The sequence below is a fragment of the Palleronia sediminis genome, assembly GCF_004358695.1.
Classification (GTDB): Bacteria; Pseudomonadota; Alphaproteobacteria; order Rhodobacterales; family Rhodobacteraceae; genus Palleronia; species Palleronia sediminis.
The window spans coordinates 52,788-69,310 of sequence record NZ_SNAA01000001.1; the positions used below are offsets into that span (position 1 = coordinate 52,788).

At 66.0% G+C, this 16,523-nt stretch carries 19 protein-coding genes; 1 reads left to right on the forward strand and 18 read right to left on the reverse strand.

Annotated features, from left to right (window positions below; all coding sequences use genetic code 11):
* Nucleotides 1-74 precede the first annotated feature (74 nt).
* The 15 genes from E2L08_RS00300 to E2L08_RS00370 form a co-directional block, all read right to left on the reverse strand.
* Nucleotides 75-986, reverse strand: coding sequence for a LysR family transcriptional regulator (locus tag E2L08_RS00300; RefSeq protein WP_133395066.1), 912 nt, complete (start codon nt 984-986; stop codon nt 75-77).
* A gap of 89 nt (nt 987-1,075) precedes the next feature.
* Entirely contained in the window at nt 1,076-1,210 is a 135-nt protein-coding gene (locus E2L08_RS17420; RefSeq protein WP_338069512.1) for a hypothetical protein, read from the reverse strand.
* 31 nt (nt 1,211-1,241) lie between these two features.
* On the reverse strand, nt 1,242-1,499 hold the full coding sequence (locus tag E2L08_RS00310; RefSeq protein ID WP_133395068.1) for a hypothetical protein: 258 nt from the start codon (nt 1,497-1,499) through the stop codon (nt 1,242-1,244).
* Nucleotides 1,496-2,170, reverse strand: coding sequence for a YcbK family protein (locus E2L08_RS00315; RefSeq protein ID WP_133395069.1), 675 nt, complete (start codon nt 2,168-2,170; stop codon nt 1,496-1,498). Before E2L08_RS00315 ends, E2L08_RS00310 begins: the two co-directional genes overlap by 4 nt.
* A gap of 155 nt (nt 2,171-2,325) precedes the next feature.
* Nucleotides 2,326-2,634, reverse strand: a complete 309-nt coding sequence (locus E2L08_RS00320) for a hypothetical protein (RefSeq protein ID WP_133395070.1) — start codon at nt 2,632-2,634, stop codon at nt 2,326-2,328.
* Nucleotides 2,631-3,707, reverse strand: coding sequence for a DUF2793 domain-containing protein (locus E2L08_RS00325; protein WP_133395071.1), 1,077 nt, complete (start codon nt 3,705-3,707; stop codon nt 2,631-2,633). Before E2L08_RS00325 ends, E2L08_RS00320 begins: the two co-directional genes overlap by 4 nt.
* Before the next feature lie 10 nt (nt 3,708-3,717).
* The gene (locus E2L08_RS00330; protein ID WP_133395072.1) at nt 3,718-7,704 is read right to left on the reverse strand and encodes a baseplate multidomain protein megatron; all 3,987 of its coding nucleotides are present in this window, start codon (nt 7,702-7,704) and stop codon (nt 3,718-3,720) included.
* Between the two features lie 9 nt (nt 7,705-7,713).
* Nucleotides 7,714-8,166 carry an NlpC/P60 family protein gene (locus E2L08_RS00335; protein ID WP_133395419.1) on the reverse strand — a complete coding sequence of 151 codons (453 nt, stop codon included), beginning with the start codon at nt 8,164-8,166 and terminating at the stop codon, nt 7,714-7,716.
* A gap of 38 nt (nt 8,167-8,204) precedes the next feature.
* Nucleotides 8,205-9,089 carry a phage/gene transfer agent baseplate hub protein gene (locus tag E2L08_RS00340; protein ID WP_133395073.1) on the reverse strand — a complete coding sequence of 295 codons (885 nt, stop codon included), beginning with the start codon at nt 9,087-9,089 and terminating at the stop codon, nt 8,205-8,207.
* Nucleotides 9,086-9,712 carry a DUF2460 domain-containing protein gene (locus E2L08_RS00345; RefSeq protein ID WP_133395074.1) on the reverse strand — a complete coding sequence of 209 codons (627 nt, stop codon included), beginning with the start codon at nt 9,710-9,712 and terminating at the stop codon, nt 9,086-9,088. The genes E2L08_RS00340 and E2L08_RS00345 overlap by 4 nt, the downstream gene beginning before the upstream one ends.
* The gene (locus E2L08_RS00350) at nt 9,712-12,129 is read right to left on the reverse strand and encodes a phage tail tape measure C-terminal domain-containing protein (RefSeq protein WP_133395075.1); all 2,418 of its coding nucleotides are present in this window, start codon (nt 12,127-12,129) and stop codon (nt 9,712-9,714) included. Before E2L08_RS00350 ends, E2L08_RS00345 begins: the two co-directional genes overlap by 1 nt.
* On the reverse strand, nt 12,122-12,358 hold the full coding sequence (locus E2L08_RS00355; protein ID WP_168771001.1) for a DUF7697 family protein: 237 nt from the start codon (nt 12,356-12,358) through the stop codon (nt 12,122-12,124). The genes E2L08_RS00350 and E2L08_RS00355 overlap by 8 nt, the downstream gene beginning before the upstream one ends.
* Nucleotides 12,349-12,786 (reverse strand): phage-derived protein YdaY family protein, encoded by a 438-nt coding sequence (locus E2L08_RS00360; protein WP_133395076.1) that lies wholly within the window; start codon nt 12,784-12,786, stop codon nt 12,349-12,351. Before E2L08_RS00360 ends, E2L08_RS00355 begins: the two co-directional genes overlap by 10 nt.
* Nucleotides 12,786-13,724 (reverse strand): phage tail tube protein, encoded by a 939-nt coding sequence (locus E2L08_RS00365; protein ID WP_133395077.1) that lies wholly within the window; start codon nt 13,722-13,724, stop codon nt 12,786-12,788. Before E2L08_RS00365 ends, E2L08_RS00360 begins: the two co-directional genes overlap by 1 nt.
* 24 nt (nt 13,725-13,748) lie before the next feature.
* Nucleotides 13,749-14,168, reverse strand: a complete 420-nt coding sequence (locus E2L08_RS00370) for an acyl-CoA transferase (protein ID WP_133395078.1) — start codon at nt 14,166-14,168, stop codon at nt 13,749-13,751.
* Nucleotides 14,169-14,323: 155 nt separating this feature from the next.
* Here E2L08_RS00370 and E2L08_RS16905 point away from each other — a divergent pair, with 155 nt between their 5' ends.
* Nucleotides 14,324-14,491 carry a hypothetical protein gene (locus tag E2L08_RS16905; protein WP_168771006.1) on the forward strand — a complete coding sequence of 56 codons (168 nt, stop codon included), beginning with the start codon at nt 14,324-14,326 and terminating at the stop codon, nt 14,489-14,491.
* Nucleotides 14,492-14,556: 65 nt separating this feature from the next.
* Here E2L08_RS16905 and E2L08_RS00375 read toward each other — a convergent pair whose 3' ends face one another.
* From E2L08_RS00375 to E2L08_RS00385, 3 genes are read right to left on the reverse strand one after another with little or no spacing between them, the layout of a single operon-like run.
* Nucleotides 14,557-15,183, reverse strand: coding sequence for a DUF6441 family protein (locus E2L08_RS00375; protein ID WP_133395079.1), 627 nt, complete (start codon nt 15,181-15,183; stop codon nt 14,557-14,559).
* Nucleotides 15,180-15,491 (reverse strand): head-tail joining protein, encoded by a 312-nt coding sequence (locus tag E2L08_RS00380; protein WP_133395080.1) that lies wholly within the window; start codon nt 15,489-15,491, stop codon nt 15,180-15,182. Before E2L08_RS00380 ends, E2L08_RS00375 begins: the two co-directional genes overlap by 4 nt.
* On the reverse strand, nt 15,491-16,504 hold the full coding sequence (locus E2L08_RS00385) for a major capsid protein (RefSeq protein WP_168771007.1): 1,014 nt from the start codon (nt 16,502-16,504) through the stop codon (nt 15,491-15,493). The genes E2L08_RS00380 and E2L08_RS00385 overlap by 1 nt, the downstream gene beginning before the upstream one ends.
* Nucleotides 16,505-16,523: the final 19 nt, after the last annotated feature.

The window sequence follows — 16,523 nt, forward strand, 5'->3', positions numbered from 1 at the left end:
GAACATAGACCCTACTCTGGCAGACAATAATCCGGCTGCCGGGAAGATGATTGCTTCTCAATTGGATGGAATTGTCACCAGCCTTGCTCCCAGTGCGGTGTCTGTCTGTAGCGTTCGACCAGGAAGTCGACGAGCAGGCGCACTTTCGCGGCAAGGTGCCGGTTATGTGGGTAGAGCACGTGAACGTCGTAAGGCTCCGACTCGTAGGACGACAGAAGTCGCGTCACCCCGCCGGACCGCAGCGCGTCCCCCGCCACGAAAGCAGGGACGCAGGCCAGCCCCAAGCCCAGGGTCGCGGCCTGAAGACAGGCTTCGGCATTGGAGTAGCGGATGCGGCCTGAGACGTTCGCCATCTCCGCGTCGCCCTGCTGCGTCCTGAACGGCCAACGGTTCGGCTCGCGGAAGTTGGTGTCGATTATGCAGGCATGGTGTTCCAGGTCCGAAGGCGCCTCGGGGGCGCCGTGCATCTCGAGGTAGGCGGGCGCGGCCACCACGACGATGCGGACGGCGCAGAGCTTGCGGATGATCAGGCTGGAATCGCCGGGGCGCCCGACACGGATGGCGAGGTCGAAACCCTCGTCGACGACGTTGACGACCCGGTCGGTGAAGGTCACATCAAGTTCGATGTCGGGATAGCGCGCAGCGAATTCATTGAGCGCGGGTGCCATTTCCAGCGTGCCGAAGGTCAGCGGCGCCGTCAGGCGCAGCCGCCCCCGCGGCGACTGCGAGATGTTGCGGATATCGAGTTCCAGCGTTTCGAGTTCATCCACGAGCGGCTTCAGCCGATCGTAGTATGCCCTACCGGCCTCCGTCGGCGAAACGGATCGCGTCGTCCGATTGAGCAGCCGCACGCCAAGTTCACTTTCCAGCCGCGACAACAGCTTGGATGCCTGGCCGGAACTGGTGCCGAGCTTTTCCGCTGCCCCGGTGAAGCTGCCGGCTTCCATGACGGCGAGGAACATGCGATCGCATTCGAGACGGTCCATTTCTTCCCCGAAGGCAGCAATGTTTGTTGAATTATCGCTCACTGTAGCTGCATCGGAAAGAAAAGGCCATCGGCTGGTGTGCAGAGGCTTCATTGCTCGCTGCACGCGCGCGCCTGATCCCGCATGACGCTGTAGTCGGCCAGCATCTCGGCGATGGCTGATCCGTCCGGCAGCACCGCCAATTCTTCGGCCGCCTGCGCCTGAAACCCGCGGCTGTATTCCACGACCGGCGGACATGCTGCCAGGCCGTTCGCTTCAAAACCCGCCGTCGCGCAGCCGGTCAACAAGCTCGTCGCGATTGCGAGGACGACGAGCCGCCGCCTCCAGCATCCGGCGTTGAACATCATTGGCCTTCTCCAAGGTTTCAAGGCGCTCGGCGCGGCGTCCCGCTCGCTCGCCGGACCGCCGAAGCGCAACCAGGAACAGGAGCGTGGCGAGGGCGGTGACGCCGTAGCGCAGCGCCGCTCGCATCCATGGGCTGGCGATAATCCCACCGAGAAAGGTCGAGATCATCGCTGCCCCCGGCGCCAGTCATCAAGGCGCGCGTAGATAGTTACGGCGATCCCGCCGAGCGCCACGGCGATGAACACACAGCGCAGAGTGTCGAGATACGGCACGAGTGGCAGGATAGCGGTCTGGGTCTCGGCCAACACGCTCTGCGCGACCTCAACGCCCGCAGCACCCAGTGTCGCCACTCCGGCCGCGCCTCCACCCTTCATGGTGCGGCTGTCGGCCAGCACCTCGCGCGCGGGCGGCGTCTCCGCTGCAAATGCCGTCGCCCGGCCCGGGAAGCGCTCGCCCCACTGCCGTGCGGGGCCGAGGTCGACATGGACGAACCCCGAACGGGGATAGAAGCCGAAGCCGAGGAAACCGACCTCCTGTGCCGCCGCCTCGAATGCCGCAGGGTCGTGGTTGGCCATGGCGATATCGAAGGCCGCGCCGTCCATGTGCTTCGAGCGGGATGCGCCGCCGACGGCACGATTGTGTTCGGGGCTGCGATAGGCGGAGCGGACGATCAGTGGCTTGCCCAGCCGGTTGCGCAGCGCCTGCAGCTTGTCCAGTGCTGGTCCGTTGATCATCAGTTTGCCGGTGCCCCGGCAGGCGATTTCAGCGGGCGAGAAGTTAGGCCAGCGCCAGGCGCTTTCCGGCACGTCACGCCAATGGTCGTAAAAGGTCGTCGTCATGATGTCCTCCAGAAACGAGTTTCCGGCCCCTAGTAGGGGCTCGGTGCGTTCGCCGCTCGGGAAGGTCCACTGGACCCTCCCGTCTGCCTTGCAGGCAGATCCCGGCTGCCCCCGCCACGAGGGCGGGTGTGCAGATGATCGGAAAGGTGCGCGTGTCACCTGTCGGGATAGCGTTGAAAGGCTTGCAGCATCAGGTTGCGCATGTCGTGGATGTCGACCTCGATCCGAGCCAGACGGTCGTGATCGATCTTTCGGTCTTCGTCGCGGCGTTTTTCGATACGGGCGCGCTCGGCCTCAAGCTCTTGCTCGAGCTTGTGCAACAGGGCTTCATTGGTGAAGGCCTTGCGGGTGACGGCCGCGGCCAGCCCTGCGACGAAGGTCAGCCAGACGCCGATGGCCGCGGTGATCCCATGGTCGCGGAAGGCATCACCAATTTGTTCTGCGAGGGTCGGTTTCAGGGTCATCCGATTTTCGCCCCCCAGAAGCTGGTGGCGTCGGCCGCAAAATACCCATCCGCGACGCGGAAATCACCCTGCAGTTCTACGGTATCGCCTGCAACCAGCGGCACCATGGTCTGCAACCACAGCGCCGTGGCTTCAGTGACGTGATCGCCGCTGACCTCCCCAAAGGAGCCCCGGATTTCGCTCAAACCGTTCAGCACCAGCCGCCCCCGCATGCGCGCGGTCGTGCTGGCGTTGATCTTGTAGAGCAGCGTCGCGCCGAAGAGGTAGGTGCCGTCGACCGGTGCTGTGAAGAGGTTGGTCCCGGAATCGAAACAGCCCTGATCGTTGTAGTCGGTGTTGTTGAGGCCGATCTTCGTCCAGGCTCCGACGCCGACATAGTTGTCGTAATTCGTCCAGGCCTTGAAGCGCGGCAGTTGCGGCTGGTCGACGATGCCGTTCGTGTTGTCGACGCTCAGCCCGTCGAAGAAGGTGCTGCCGTCGGCGGAGACAGCCAGTCGGAACCGGTCGGACCCAAAGAGCCCGACCAGCACCTTCGTCACGAAATTGGTCTGGAGCGTGAGCCCGAGATCGTCGCCCGCGGCCTCCTTGTTCATTGTATAAAAGAGATCGCCAGTCCCGCCTTCGGCCACGGTCTTCGCCGTCCAGAGCGCGGCGTTCAGCTTCGCGGAGAATGGATTGGCGGCGTCGGCGGTGGTCCCCAGCCCCAGAAGTGCAAGGTTCTGCAGGGCGTCCGGGGTCGAGCCGACCCAGCCCGTGCTGTCGTAGACCAACAGCAGACCTTCGTCCTCGACCCATGCGCGCCAGCCGGTGCGTGGCGGCAGGCGAAGCCAAGCCCCGTCGGTGAATAGTGCCACGTTCGCGTCCCACCCCGTCCAGTCACCGGTGCCGCCGCTGGCCACGATGTAGCGGTCGCCATCATTGGGAGAACCGGGTGGCGCAGTCAGATCTCGGTCGAGAACTGAGAGCTGCACGAGCCCATCCAGCAGGCGCAGGGCCTCGTTGTGGGTGACATGCTTCTGGGCCTGCGCCGCCAGAATATATGGCAGCAGCAGGTTGGTCGTGGTGTCGGACATGCGATGGCCTTCAGAATGTGAGCGTGATGGTTTTGGCCGCACCCCGCCCGATCAGGGCGGAGAGCTGGTAGATGCGGATATCGAGCGTGTCGCCGGAGCCCAGCAGCGCGCCCCAGTCGGCGGTCTGCTCGGCTCCGGTGTAGATCGCGCTGGTCGTGGGAGTGGTCAGCGTGCGTTTCACGGCAACGCCATCGAGGATCTCGACCTCATAGGCTTCGACCTCTTCGATCAGCGGCACCTCGACCGCGCCCCAGCTGTCGGCCGCCAGGGCCCGGGACCGGCGTGTCCAGCGGATCGTCAGATCGCCGGGCACGCGTGGCTTGCGCCAGGGCTGCTCGACATGGGCGACCGAAAAGGGGTGCAGACCCACGCCAATCGGTGTGAAACTGGCCGCCACATAGGTCTCGTCGCTGACAGACCGGCTTGCGGGACCGACGCGCCAGTTCCACGGCAGCCCGAGATCAGCCTCGGAGATTGGCAATGATGCCAGAGCGTCGTCCAACACCACCACCCGCGTACCTGCCGGAGCCGGATTGGCCATGGCTGCTTCCGTGCCGCGCTGACCTCGCAGCAGCCGCGTCAGGCTGTAGCGGCCCGGCGCGATCAATTCTGCATCCCCTGCTTGCACGATTTCCCAAGTACCGGCCGTGTTTTCCACGGCCAGCGCATTGGCCCCACCGAACAGGGTCAGGTCCGTGACGCTCTCCAGCGTGCCGGTCAGCAGATCGACAACCAGCGCATTGCTGAGATCGAACCGCGATGTGGGACCAGCATAGAAGTCCGAGACCAGCGCGCCGATCCGGGCACGGCCACCAAAAGTGGTCAGCAGCTCGAACCCGTCCGTCGACGGGCTGCGGAACACTGCCATCTCGCCCGGCCAAGGGACGGCATGAGCTACGACAAACGGGCGATGGGCCGCCTGATCCTCGGTCAATTGCGGCAGGTCCAGAAACACTGCCTCGGGTGCGCCGAACACCACGGCCTTTAACAGGGACGACTGTCGTGGCGATCCGGGCGGCAGGTCGAAGGCCTCGCGATCCTGGCGGACAACTTCGATGCCTCGCGCCTCGGCATCCGCGATGGAGACCAATCGCAGCGGGATGTGCCGCCCGTCATGTGCCAGCGTGACAACGTCCGCCGGATCCAGCGCCAGCCGTGAGGGAGGCAGGCGAAACGCCGCCGTTTCCCGCCCGGTCCAGGCTTCCATCAGCGCGCGGCGGCAGCGCCGTTCGGCTTCCTCTGGCGGGACTGCCATCGGAAAGCTCTCCGAGGCGATCCGGGTCGTATCCACGGTGATGCGCCGGGCCTCAACCAGGGCGGCGTCGTAATCCTCGTCCGCCCGCGCCACCTGCCATTTGAGCGCCTGCGGCAGTTCGGTTTCCTGCGCGCGGGTCAGTTCCAGAACGTCGCCGTCGCGGGCCCCGCTCCCCGCGCTCGGGGCAACCAGATCGTCGTGCATAACGCTGGCCACCGCGGTGCGCCCCCGCATGACAAACCGGATCACGCCTTCGGTCTCAACCGCGTCGAACCCGAAATGCCGCGACAGAGTGGTGATGGAAGCGCGAGGGGATTCCAGCGCGCCGATCGCGTAGCCTTCGACTGCGCCCCAGAGGCCGGTGACGTCGATCCGGGCTTCCGGCATTCCAGCCCGCAGGCAGAGATGACGGACGAGCGCGGCCAGCGACACCGCGCCAAGCCGCCCGGTCAGCCAGTGGCCGAGCCGCCAGTTCGCGCCGTCCGTCCACACGTCGGTCAGCGCCGGGAAAAAGGGATAGGGCCGCGCGTCCCATGTCCAGGCAGCGCATTCAGGCACATGCACCATCCGGCCGCCGTAGACCGATGACACAGGGTTATTCGCGGCCTCACCCCACCAGAGATACGTCGCCTCGAGATAGGCCCGCTGGATGGCGTCGTCCCGCCAGCCTCGCGAGAAATGCGGCGTGAAGCTTTCGGACGACTTCGGATCGATGAAGACGTTGGGCTGGTTCGTGCCCCGGTCGATGGCCGGACATCCGAGCTCGGTGAACCAGATCGGCTTGGATTGCGGTGCCCACGCCGTCGGCGTCGCGCCCTCCACGCCACCCGGGCGGTCGTAGTGCGCGTTCGACCACCAAGCCTGCAGATCCTTGTAGCGGAAGACCCATGGCTTGCTGGCAGTACCATCCGTGATCGGCGTGCGGACCTGCGCGGAGCGGTCGGCAGGGCTGGCATAAAACCAGTCGAAGCCTTCGCCGCCCGTAATGTTCGCCTGCAAGTAGGCGCGGTCGTAGATCGCGGGCCAGCCCTCGGCCGCATCTGCATGCTCGAACCCGTCGCGCCAATCCGACAGCGGCATGTAATTGTCGATGCCGACGAAATCGATCTCGGGGTCGGCCCAGAGCGGATCGAGGTGGAAAAACACGTCGCCGCTGCCATCGCCTGGCTGGTGCCCGAAATACTCCGACCAGTCGGCCGCATAGCCGATCTTGGTGCTAGACCCGAGGATCGAGCGCACGTCGGCCGCCAGATCGCGGAAGGCCTGAACCGCAGGATAGGCGCTGGCGCCCGAGCGGATGGTGGTCAGCCCCGGCATTTCCGTCCCGATCAGGAAGGCATCGACACCGCCCGCCGCCGCGCAGAGATGAGCGTAGTGCAACACCATGCGCCGTAGGCCCCAGTCACCGGAGGGCCCGGTCCACGATACCGACTGACCGGAGACGCTGAAGTTGGCAGGCGTCCCCGCGCCAAACAGCGCAGCGACCTGCGTCGCGGCGGTGGCAGTCTTATCCACCGATCCGGCGTACCCAACAGCAGGAGAACAGGTGATCCGGCCCCGCCATGGGAACGCGGGCTGGCCGGTCCCGGCGGCGTTGTCGGAATAGGGGTTCGGCAGCGTGTTGCCCAGCGGCACGTCCATCAGGATGAAGGGATAGAAGGTGACGCGCAGCCCACGCGCCTTCATCTCCTGGATCGCCTGCACCACGGCGAAATCTGCGGGCGTGCCACCATAAACGGGACGATCCTGATCATCGCGGCTGACGAGGAAGGCGCTGGCGCGGCTGACGCCATTGACCGACCAGATTGCGGGCGTGGTCGACTTGGCCGACACCTCGACCCCGGGCCGTACCTTGCAATTGCCTACCCGCAGATCGTCGCCAAACCAGGCGACCACCACCGATACGCTCTCGACTTTCGGTGCCATCGCCTGCAGCCGGTCCAGCGCAACCACCATGTCGGCGGTGTCGGTCAGCGCGTTGAGGTTCTCGGGCTCGGACGACCCGCCGCTGCCCTTCCGGATGCCCTGCGTGGCATAGGCGAACTCGCCGGATGCCGGGATCATGGTCACAGCCTGCGTGAGCCACTCCGCCGTGTCCGGATCGGCGAGCGGGCGGAACACCTCGAAACTCAGTTGCGGGATGCGATTGCCATAGTTGCCGAGCGGCAGGTCCTCGAAGACCACATAGGCGGTTCCGCGATAGGCAGGCGTGTTGGCAGCACCCATCTTCGCCAAAATGAACGGATCGGGGGTCTGGCCCTCGTCGCCCGGATACCAGCGCCATGTGATCCCGGCGGTGTCGAGCAGCTTGCCGTCGGCCCAGATGCGGCCGATGCCGGTGATCGGGCCTTCGCTGAGCGCGACCGCAAAGGAGGCGTAGTAGAAGTATTCGGTGGTCTTGACCTTGCCGCCACCCCCGCCGCCCTTGCCACCGCCCTGCGTGGTGGTCTTCGTCTCTTCGCGGAAATCCGTGGCCCAGATTATGTTCCCACCGATCCGCATCCGGCCATAGAGCCGCAGGATCACCGCCCCTTCGGTGGCCGAGGCGATGCGCAGACCGTCCATCCGCGCGCCTTCGATCCGCTGGGTCGGTGCCAGTGACGAGATGATCCAGCTGTCGACGACAGAGCCAATGGTGGAGCCGATGAAGCCACCGATGGTCGCGGCGCCGACACCGAGGATCGCACCGCCGATGCTGCCGCCAATGGCAGCGCCAGCGGCACCGAGAACGAGGGTGGCCATGTGTGGGTCTCAGCGTTGCGGGAACAGGAATGCGAAGGCGATGCGCCGTCGCCAGGACGGGGTGAGCGATTCCTCGATCGCGCCAAGCCGCTCATAGGCGTGGAGGAATCTGTCGGGCCCGGTGAGGATCCCGACATGCTTGGCGATGGCGCGCGGGGTCATGCGGAACAGCACTAGCGCGCCGGGACCGGCCTCTGAAGCTGCGATTTCCGGCATCATGCGCCGAGCGCTTTCGGCCAGAACCTCGCGGGGGCCGGTCTCGCCCCAATCCCGGCTATACGGCGGGATCGGGAACGGCTCGGGGCCGACGACCTCGCGCCAGACCCCGCGCGCCAGCCCGAGGCAGTCGCAGCCAACGCCCCGGAGGCTGGCCTGGTCGTGATACGGCGTGCCGAGCCAGGAGCGCGCGATAGCAATGACGCGCTCGGGATCGGCGGTGGCTCTCGTGCATCGCGATGCGATGCACTGCCGCCCGTCGTTTCCGGCGGAAACGACTTTGGTCACAGCACGCCTCCCTCATGTCCGCCATCCTTCGTGGCGTAGCGGAGCACCGCATCTTGGCCGGGGATGTGCGGGAAACCCCGGAAATTGGCGGTATTGGCGAACTTCGCGCTGCAGGTTTCGATACGCTTGTCGCAGCCTGCGCGAATGGTGAAGGCATCGTCCTCGGCGATCGCCCGCACCGGCGCTTCAAGCAGGGTCAGCACCGCGATGCCCTCCGTGACATCATGTGCAATGACCTCCGCTCGTCGCCCGGCATTGGCCCCGCTGGTCCAATCGACCGTGCCGAAGGTAAACCAGCCAGAGGTAAAACTGCCGAGTCCCGAGGCGGTGAAGGCCCGATCACGCAGGAGATCGATGACAGCGCCCGTGCTCTTGAAGGCGGGATCCTCGAGATCGACCCCGCAGCGCGCATCCCCGAGCGCAGCATCACAGGTCGCCTGAAACGTCCGGCCAACCGTCTGGCCGAGCACATGGGCGAGCGAGCGGACCTCGGCGACAAAGGCGAGCCGCCCGCGTCGGATCTGGCCGATGGCGCCGCGTCGCATCAGCACGCGTTGGCCGGTGTCCGCCCAGTTCACCCGCCAGACCTCCACCTCGGCGCTGTCCCAGCGGCCATCCAGAATGTCGGTCTCGGTGATCCGGTCGGAGGTCAGAACGCCCTCAGCATCTTGCGCGTCGACCGACAGGTCCGAGCCCGAGCGCACCTCTGAAGCCGTCAGCCCGCTTTCCGGCTCGAAGTTCGTGCCGTCGAACGTCAGCGTCCGGTCGTGATCGGTGAAGCCAAAACTCGCGCCGTCGGCGCGGAGGATGCGCCAGCACCAGGATACCGTTGTTGTCCCGTCGTCCAGATGCGCTTGCAGATCGGGGGTGATGCTTTTCATCGACGGAGTTCCAGCAATGGTATGGAGGTGATCGAGCCCAGCCGCTCAAGATCGAGCGTCACATCGAGCACGTCGGTGTCGAAACGAACCGGCACGTCGAACTCGAAGCCTGCGGTGATCGCGACCCCAGAGCCCGGTGCGGCAGCAAAGCTGACGACGCCAGTGGTGGCATCGACCGACCAGCCAGAGGGCTGCTCGACGCCCGACAGCGCGATTCGCACGGTTCCGGTCACCGGCTTCGCGATGGCGCGCGGCGAGGATTGCGCGCCCGAGGTGTAGCGCTTGACCAGCTGGAAGGCGGTCGTCGCGCCGTCGCCGGTGCCAATCGCCTGATCGGTGGAGGACAATGTGCCCGAGGGCAGGCAGGACTTATAGTCGCCCCAGTCCTTGAAGCGGAAGCCGTGAAGCCGCCCATTGCGAGCCTCGAAGAAGGCGACGACGGCCGCGAGATCGTCCGCGCGGCGGATGCCGTAGGCGACGTCGTAGCGACGGCGCGAGTTGGCCCAGCTGGCATTGCGCTCCTCATCGCCGCTGGCGAGTTCGACGATCTGCGTGCGGCGCTCTGGCCCACCGCGCGCGCCTCTACTGATATTGTCGGGAAACCGGACCTCGTGAAACGCCATCACATACCCCTCCGACCCATCGACACGGCGCGGGCGATGTCAGCAGCGACTTGCGTTCGCGATTGGCGGAAGCTCTCGGCATCGCGGGCCATGATGGTGACATTGACGCCACCGCCTGTGCCGTAGCTCTGTGCTTCACGCCGCGACAGCACACGCTCGCCGCGCTGCAAGATTGCGGGGACCTCATCGTGGCGGAGCCCTGCAACGCCGCCGGAGTGCATCCGGGGTGCGGTCTCGAACGCCATGGCCGGGACCATCCGGCCTGGCGCAGAGGCTCCAACCATGCCGCCCGCATGCAGGATGTTGGCGAAGATCCCGCCCGCACCCCCAAGCGCGCCGGAAAGCGCATTGGCGATCGGCCCGAGGATGAACCGCCGGGCCGCCAGCTTGGCGAGATCGGCCAACAGCGAGGTAACCAGATCGCGGAAATCCAGCTTGCCGGTCTTCACGAACTCGCCGACCGCATTCTCGGCCGACTGGAACGCGCTGACGAGGCTCTGTCCGATGTCCCCGCCAATCTCGCGCGCCTTGCTGGCATAGTCGCTGAGCGCTGCGGTGACCGCCTGCCAGCCGGAAACTGCGGCGTCGGTGTCAGGTTCGGCAGCAGTGGCAGCAGCCCCGGCCGCTGCGCCCGCACCCGTGGCCGCCTGTCCGGCATCGCCAAGGGCTGTCTCGAACCGCGCCGCCGCGTCGGTGGCTTCGGTCAGCGCGTCCGCGCCATCGTCATCGCTGCCCCGCACCGCATCGCGCAGCGCCTGCCAACTAGCGAGCGGCGCACGTGCCCCCTCGGCGAGATCGCGGGCCGCGCCACGATATGTGTTGGCCGTGGCAAGCGCAGTATTGGCCGCCGCGGTGAGCCCGAGATCGGGTGCGGAAAGCGGGTTATCCTCAAAAGCGCGGTCGAAGGCAGTCTGTGCGGCGGTGGTCGCGGCAGTTGCTGCGCCCTCAAACCGGTTCTCGATCTGGCCCAACTCGAGATCGGGGATGATCGAGATGCGCCGTTCGGACCCGAGCGCTTCCAGCCCCTGGTTGATCCCGCCAATGAACGTGTTGATGCGCGAGACCACGCCGTTCAGCATCGCCTCAACACCGTCGATCAGGCTGTTCGCCGCCTGAAACGCCAGATCGCCGATGGCGGCTGGCAGCATGCCCCAGATCGCCTTGATCGCCTCATAGGCCCCCTCAAACGTGTTCGCGGCCGTGTTGCCAAAAGCCACGACGCTCTCGATGGCGTTCTGCATGCCCGCCGCGGCATCGGCCTTCAGGTCGAAGAACATCGCCGTGGCCGCAGCGCCCGCTGCCGCAGCGCCCATCTTGATGCGATCCCAGACCTCGACGGCGAGGTCTTTCAGGAGGGACATCGCTTCGCCAATCCCACCCGCGCCGGAAACAAGGCGGGTGAACTGGTAGACAAGCTCGCCCGCGCCAACGATCAACGCCCCGATCCCGGTGCGGATCAGCGCGCCGCGCAGCAAGACCAGCGCCGTGGCGAGCCCACGGACCGACAGCGCTGCGACAGCCATCCCGGCGACCCAACGGCCTGCAAGAAAGGCCACAAAGGTCGTGGCATAGGTGGTCAGACGGTCGATATTGTCGAAAAGGCCCCGGATCGCGATACCGAGCGGCCCGGTGCGGCTGGCGACCGCCGCCATCGCGTTGGCGACCGCTTCCAGCGCAGGGGCCGCAGCGACGGCCAGTTGGTTCGACAGCCCGCGCCAGATCAGGCCGAGCCGCGAGATGGCATCGTTCGTCCGCTCGATCTGGTCGGCGTCCTGCTCCGAGACGACGACACCGAAGGCGAGGACGTCCTCGGTCGCCTGGCGTAGCGTCGCGGTGTCGATCCGGCTCATGGCGATGGAGCCTTCCTCACCGAAAAGCTGACCTGCTACAGCGGCGCGTTCTGCGGCGGGCACGAAACTTTCGATTGCCGCGTTGATCGCACCCACACGTTGGTCAAGCGGCAGGGCGATCAGCTCGGAGGCCGAGAGCCCGAGCCGGTCCAGCGCGTCGGCAGCAGGTCCCGTCCCGGCAGCCGCCTGGCTGAGCCGGCGCGTCAGATCCTTCGTCGCCTGTTCGATGCCGGACATGGAGACGCCCGCAAGCTCACCCGCCCGCTCTAGGGTCTGGATCGATGCGACGGTGGTCCCCAGCGATTGCGCCAACTTGGCCTGCGCGTCGACGGTTTCAAGCCCGGATCGGACCATCGCCACGCCAGCCGCAGCGGCGGCGGCCACGGCGGCCGCGGCAGCCACTGTAACACGACGGGAAAATGCCGCGAGCCGCGTGTTGGCCGCTTCCATCTCCCGGCTAAGGCGGCCGAAACCGCGCGCTCCGGCCTCACCGACACCTTCCAGCTCGGCGCGCATCTGTCGCCCGCCGACTGCGGCAAGTCGGACAGAAACGCGTTTCTCAGCCATTGGAATGATCCATCTGTTCGTTGAGTTTTGCGACCATCACCGCCTCGACGACGGGCAGCAGTTCGGCCATCGCCAGAGGCGGGATGCCAAGCGCGTCACCTAGGGCAAACGCGGCCGACATATCCCAGCCAATCACCGCGCCGGGCAGCACGCGGAGCTGGCCGCCGAGACGGCCGACCAGATCCCAGACCTGCCAGCCTTCAAAGGTTGAAGGTTGGTTCAGCCGCACCGCGCAGGTTTCGCACGTCGCTTCGCACGCGTCGCAGTATCGCTCGCCCCCGCCGAAGGACCATTCGGCGAGAGCGCGGAGGCGTTTTTTTCCTGCTCCAGCAGCAGGCCCTTCGAGACGTAGGTCAGCTGGAAGACCTCGAAGATCGGCCAGACGTCGAGCAGCGCGTCGATGGCCTCGGGGCTTGGGTCGATGGCGCTGCCGTCGGCGTCGCCGATGCCCTCCCAGGCGAGCACGGCGCGCCGCGCGAGAGCCTTGGCGAAGGCGACGGCCCGCTCCTCGTCGGAAGCCTCTTCGGGCACCGCCTCAACGGCGGGATCGCTGCGCGTCGCCACCATCAGCGCGGTGGTCAGCGGGCGGAGCTGCACGCGGACGCCGGTGGCGAGATCGTGCCAGCGCGGAGCGTTGGTCAGGTCGAGAGCGAGCATCAGTACACCTCTATGTCGTTGATTAGGGTTGCCGTGCACATCCGACCGACCACGCTGTCGCGCGCTGCCTGCCAGTCGAAGGTCGCCTGCACGCCCTGCGGCCCGGAAATCTCGATGCGCGGGCGCGGCAGGTAGACGGCGTGCACGGTGAAGGTGAAGCTCTCGCCGGAGGGCAGGACATAGGCGAATTCCATCTCGCAGGCCTCGCCGTTGATCGCCTGCGTCACCAGCGTCTGGTCGGCGAAGCGGACCTCGATCCGGCCGGTCAGCGCGGCGATGGACGGGTCCGCCCCGTCGATGCGCCCGTCCGACCGGATCGTCTCGATCCGGTCGAGGTTGTTGGCATAGGTGATTTCCGCCGAGACCACATTGCCGAGTGCGGTGCCGTTGCGCGTGATCGCCCCGTTGAAATGCCCGAAGCGCTTCAGCTCCAGCGCGGCCGGTGTCCCCGCGCTCGTCGTGGTGCCCACGGTCTCGCCCTGCGCCACCAGCCGCGCCGTCGCGGTCAGCAGCCCTGAACGCTGCATCTGCCAATTGATCTGGTCGAGCACGCAGCCGGAATACATCGCATAGCGTGGCACCTCGGGCATGCCGGTCTCGATGGACATGCTGGGCAGCGTCCAGGACCCAGACTGAAACTCGTGCGTCCAGGGGCCGGTGCCGGTCGTGGTTGGGTCATCAAAGGCTGCCTTCAGCCAGAACCCGAAAGCTTCCGCATCGAGCGGCACCACGACGTCGCCATCGGCCGTCACTGCATCCTTGATCGGTGCCAGCGGATCACGGCCGTAGCCCAGAAGTTCGGAATTGAGCAGCGGCTGCTCCGCCCCCAGCGAGGTGCTGGCGAAGGGCATCTTCGTGAAGCCGCCCACGGGGGGCGTTCCATAGGTTGTTTCGAACGCAAGCGCCATCTGCGCCCGCGCCCCTTGGGCTCGTGCCATTGTGTTCTCCTCGGGTTGTCGGAATCAGGCCAGTTGGTCTGCCGTGGAATAGTGCAGGACAACCGGGATCACGGCGGCCTTCAGGCTCGCCGCACCCTCGACCGGCAGATCGACCGGTCGCGGTGCTTCCGCCTCGACCCAATCGCAGAGGCCGCCCAGCGTGCGGTCGGCGGCGATGGCCGCGCCGATGCTGGCGCAGAGCGCGTCGAAACCGGCGTCACGGTCGGCGCCCTGAACGACAGCCTCGATCTCGGCCCGGTGCTGGAAGTGATAGGCGAGCGGCGACAGCGTCACCTCGGGCTCCCCCGGTTCGCCGTCACGCAGGATCAGCAGCCCATCGGCTGGGATGCGCTCGGGCAGCACTTCGCCGCGGAGCGCGGTGGCGGGCAGCGCCAATAGCCGCGCGTGCAGCGCGGCGAGGATGGTCTCGCGTGGTGTGGGCATCTGTCCGCTGCTTGAATTCTTAAGCGAGTTGTCCGATATTACAGGTAACTCGTCCTTCGGAGGTCGGGGCAGGTTCAAATCCTGCGGTTGCGCTAGTTCTTGTTGTCCTTCTCAGCCTTTTCCATTTCGGAAACAGTCAACTAAGGAGGTTCGCAATGAACAAAAAGATGAAGAAGTCGAAGTCCAAGTCCTGCACAGCTAAGCGTCTGAAGTCGAAACTAGTGATGATCGTAACCCATATCTTCGAAACTTTGTGGGCAACGGGAGCTGGCGTAACTGCAGCGATGGTGTTCTCCGCTCCGATCTATTCGCGCAGGGTGTGATAGCGCACCCTGCGCACTCTTCTTTGGTTGGCGGAAGATTGTGATGTAACACGCCCAATTTGGCTTTATCGCCCCTCCACCCAATTCGCCACAATCAGCCCCGGCACGCTATCATACGCCCGCTCGGCGTCCCGCGCCAGGTCCAGCCGCTTCGGCAGCTTTACCTGCGGCACCAGAAGGAAAATCGGCGCCGTAACTTTTCCGCGCCCGGTCTTCGAGCGGGACACCACGGCCTGGCCCTTGGTGTTCAGCCGCCCCTCTGCCACCAGCAGGCTCGGGCCCGTCCGTCGATAGACGAACCGCAGGCGCAGCCTGCGCCGCCGTTCCCATTCGCCGGGGGTGATCCTGCCGCCGCGCGTGGAATTGCCTGCGGCGGGAAGCGGGATCGCCAGCCAGAACCCATCCTTCGAGCGGATCAGCGGGCCGGTGTCATGCGCGCCGACAATCACCGGTGCCTTGGACCAGACCAGCGCTGCTGCATCGAGGCTCTCGCCCGACCGCGGGAAGTTCTGGTTGCGTATCGAGTTGGCAAGTCTTCGACCAAGCCCCGCGCCGGTGATTTGGGTGCGCCATGCAGACTTCAGCCCGGTCCCGGCCTCGCGCATGGCCGCCGTCACCGCGCGTTCGCCCGCCGCAACCTCCGCTGACATTATGGCGACGATGTCCGGATCAATGTCGAGCTTGAGCTTCATGCCGGGCGCAGATCGATGGTCCAGACCAGCCGCTCGCGATCTCGCACTGGCTCGCCCTGAATGAGAAAGCCGTCGCCATCGATCTCTATCCGGTCACCCGGGCGCGGATTTGGCACCTCGGCCACGCGCAGGTCGATCCGCGTGGTTTCCGACCAGAGCCGCGCATCGCCGAAGTCGGTGATCGCATCAGCCTGCCGGGAGACGATGCGCACCAGCATGGGCGCACCGCCGTCGGAGGTGTAGCTGGCCTCTCGCCCGATGTTCGGGTCGGCGAACAGCAGCTCGACGGCCGCCGCAAAGGCAGACATCACGTCCGCCTGGCGCTGCGCAGCACCTGCGGCCGGGTGCAGATCGGCAGCGGGTTGCTTTCGATCTCCAGCCGGACCCATTCGTCGCGATCCCTGTCGGGGATGGTCCGGGCGTAGAGCGGCAGGCCGAGGGTATTTACCGTCTCGAAGGTGTCGGCGGGGGCATGGTAGATCTCAAAGAGGCCCTCCACTCCTTCGGGATAGAAGTAGGCCTTGTCGGTCGGAATGCCGAAGCCTGCCCCGCCCCTGTAGCGGCGGAAGGTAATGCCACCAAAGCTGACCTCGTCGGCCACCCTGCCCCGCAGATCGGCAGCGGCTGCTGTGTTGAGGTAGGTCTCGCGCACCTCCTTATGGGCAATGAGGTCGGCAAAGAAGGCCGAGCCGCATTCAGCGCGGACCTGCACGGCCCCGGCCGCAAGGCCGCCCATGCTGTCTTCGACGCTTTCGATCAGCGCCTGGCAGCGTTTGCGCAGCGCGCCCGAGCCCGGGGTCGCGTTGTCGAGATCGAAGTCGATCTCGGTGGCGGGCGAGATGCCGAACTCGGTGAAGTAGTTGATCACCGTGGCATTGTCCTTGGGATCCTTCACAAGCCCCTGAATGCCGTTCAGCAGGTGATATTCGAACGTCGCCTCCGCATCCTGGCGCAGACGACCGAGTTTGCGGGCGACCTCGCTTTGCACCTGCTGGGTCGCGCTTTCCGAGCCGAAGTCGCGAATGCCCTGGATTTCCGAGGCCCAGAGCACGTCCTGCTTCTTGAACTGGCGGCAGACGAAGGCGCGCATGTCGCGCCGTTCAGGCACCTGTTGCTCGGCCGCCGAGCCGCGTTCGGAGAACGGGATCAGCGACAGTGTGCCATCCCGGCTCTCGATTACGACGGTGCGCGCGCGCACGCCGCGCGGCGAGAACAGGCTGGCGCCCGACAGGATCGCTGGCTTGAAGGGGATGTTTTCCAGCGCGCGGGTGAGTTCGATGATGGTGAAGGCATCGCCTTCGAAGATGTCCATGGTGGCCATGGGAATGCCTCCTATGAGG